This window comes from Streptomyces sp. SID14478 (genome assembly GCF_010548525.1).
Classification (GTDB): Bacteria; Actinomycetota; Actinomycetes; order Streptomycetales; family Streptomycetaceae; genus Streptomyces.
This window is the reverse complement of the sequence record NZ_JAAGMG010000929.1, coordinates 1-1844: the sequence shown is the minus strand read 5'-3', so window position 1 is coordinate 1844 and position 1844 is coordinate 1. Positions and strand designations below refer to the sequence as shown.

Annotated in this window: 2 protein-coding genes and 1 pseudogene; all 3 read left to right on the top strand. The window is 71.3% G+C overall.

Going from position 1 to position 1844, the window contains the following annotated elements:
* Positions 1 to 335, top strand: a pseudogene (locus G3I40_RS46635) (hypothetical protein); the annotation flags it as partial.
* Between the two features lie 286 nt (positions 336 to 621).
* Positions 622 to 843 (top strand): type A2 lantipeptide, encoded by a 222-nt coding sequence (locus G3I40_RS30270; RefSeq protein WP_164305818.1) that lies wholly within the window; start codon positions 622 to 624, stop codon positions 841 to 843.
* A gap of 143 nt (positions 844 to 986) precedes the next feature.
* Positions 987 to 1787: an HlyD family efflux transporter periplasmic adaptor subunit gene (locus tag G3I40_RS30265; protein WP_164305817.1), complete on the top strand. Its 801-nt coding sequence runs from the start codon at positions 987 to 989 to the stop codon at positions 1785 to 1787.
* The last annotated feature ends 57 nt before the right edge of the window (positions 1788 to 1844 follow it).

The following is a 1844-nucleotide window of genomic DNA, read 5'->3' as shown; positions in this document are numbered from 1 at the left end:
TGGGCGGGCAGTCGGCGGCGATGGTGGCGGCGGGGTCCGGAGCCGCGCCGACCACCTACTTCACCGGAACGCTCACCACACTCGTCACGGGCGCCGTGGACGGGGCGGGACGTCGGGCCGGACAACTGTGGGTCGCGTCGCGGCTGTTGGCGGTCGTCGCCGGGGCCGCGGGCGCCGTCGCCGTGCACACCGCAGCGCCCTCGTGTGGATTTGTGTCACCGGCCCTGCTCACGGCCGCGGCCGTCGTGTGCCACAAACCTGCACATCGATTGCGCAGAGCAGTCACGGCAGTTCACGAAAAGCATTTGCCCGATACATACAAGGACACCCATTGATGCGCGAGTGTCCATTTTGGTGAAAGTGGTCCGGGCGCTCCCGTCCGGCACCTCGTGAAGGTTGTGAAGGTGCTGCCACCGGCGCGTGAACGACTTTGCACCGTGCGGGAATTGACCTCGCACATTCCCTCCCGCCGGGGGCCTTCCGATTGGCTGTGCGACGCGTCGCCGTGCTTTGATCCAGCCCATCGCGGGACGACGTCACGGATTCGATTCCCCAGATTCCCGAAGTCTCCTGTGTTTTTCGCGATACCCAAATACCCCCACTGAGAAGGGCGGCTCCCCCATGAGCAACCACGTCGAGACCCTCGAGATTTCCGACGCCGAGCTGGACAACGTCTCCGGCGGGCTCGTCGGCGGCCTCGTCGGCCAGGTCACCGGCACCGTCGACGGCATCGCCCCGGTCTCGGGCGTCGTCTCCGGCCTGACCAACACGGTCGAGGGCCTGACCGGCGTCAACGCCGGCGCCGTCACGGGTCTGGCCACCGGCCTGACCGCCGGCCTCTGAGCCGGATCACACGCAGCGACTCCGCCGCCACCTGACCGGCGGCGGACCCACGGCCTCGGGACATCCAGTCCCGGGGCCTTCGGGCGCGTTCGGCCTCCGCGCCGGCGCCGCGCCCGGCCCTGAGCAACGTAAGGGAAAGACCCGTGCAGTTCCGCCAACAGGCCCTCACCAAACTGCAGTCGCCGGAGGAGCTCGACCTTCCGGTGCGCCTCGCGCGGCCGCAGGGGCTGCTCGTCCTCGCCGTGACGGTCGTCGTGATGGCTGCCTCGTGCGTGTGGGCGGTGACCGGTTCGGTGTCCTCGACGCTCAAGGTGAGCGGCATCCTCACCTACGGGCAGGGCAGTTACGTCCTGCAGACCCCGGTGACCGGTCAGGTGACCGGGGTGTACGTGCGGGAGGGGCAGCGGGTCGCCGCGGACGCTCCGCTGCTCAAGGTCCGTACGCAGCAGGGCAACCGGGTCGTGCGGGCCATCGACGCGGGCCGGGTCACGGCTCTCGTCGCGCGGATCGGCGCGGTGGTGACCACGGGCGCGGACGTCGCGACGCTGGAGAAGACGTCGTCGGCGCACGACCCGCTGCTCGCGATGCTGTACGTGCCCGCCACCGGTGCCGCGAACGTCCCCGCGGGCGCCGATGTCGACCTCACGGTGCCGGCCGCCCAGCAGTACGGCGTGCTGCGCGGCACGGTGAAGGCGGTGGGGCGCGCCGCGCAGACGAAGCGGCAGGTCGCGGACTTCCTCGGCGACGGCGACCTCGCGGCGCAGTTCACGAAGGGCGACACGCGCGTGCCGGTGCTCGTGCGGCTCACGAAGTCGGCGTCCGGGGCGTCCGGATACGCCTGGTCGGCGGGGGACGGTCCGCCCTACTCCCTCACGTCCATGACCCTCACCTCCGGCGCCGTGCACCTCGCCGAGCAGCGCCCGATCGATTGGCTGCTGCCGTGACCGCCCCCGCCCCGACCCCGCTGCCGCCCGCGGGCCACCGTCCCGACCGTCGCCGCG

Excerpts from the sequence above, each read along its gene's own strand:
- G3I40_RS30270 (WP_164305818.1), top strand. The coding sequence starts at position 622 with ATGAGCAACCACGTCGAGACCCTCGAGATTTCCGACGCCGAGCTGGAC.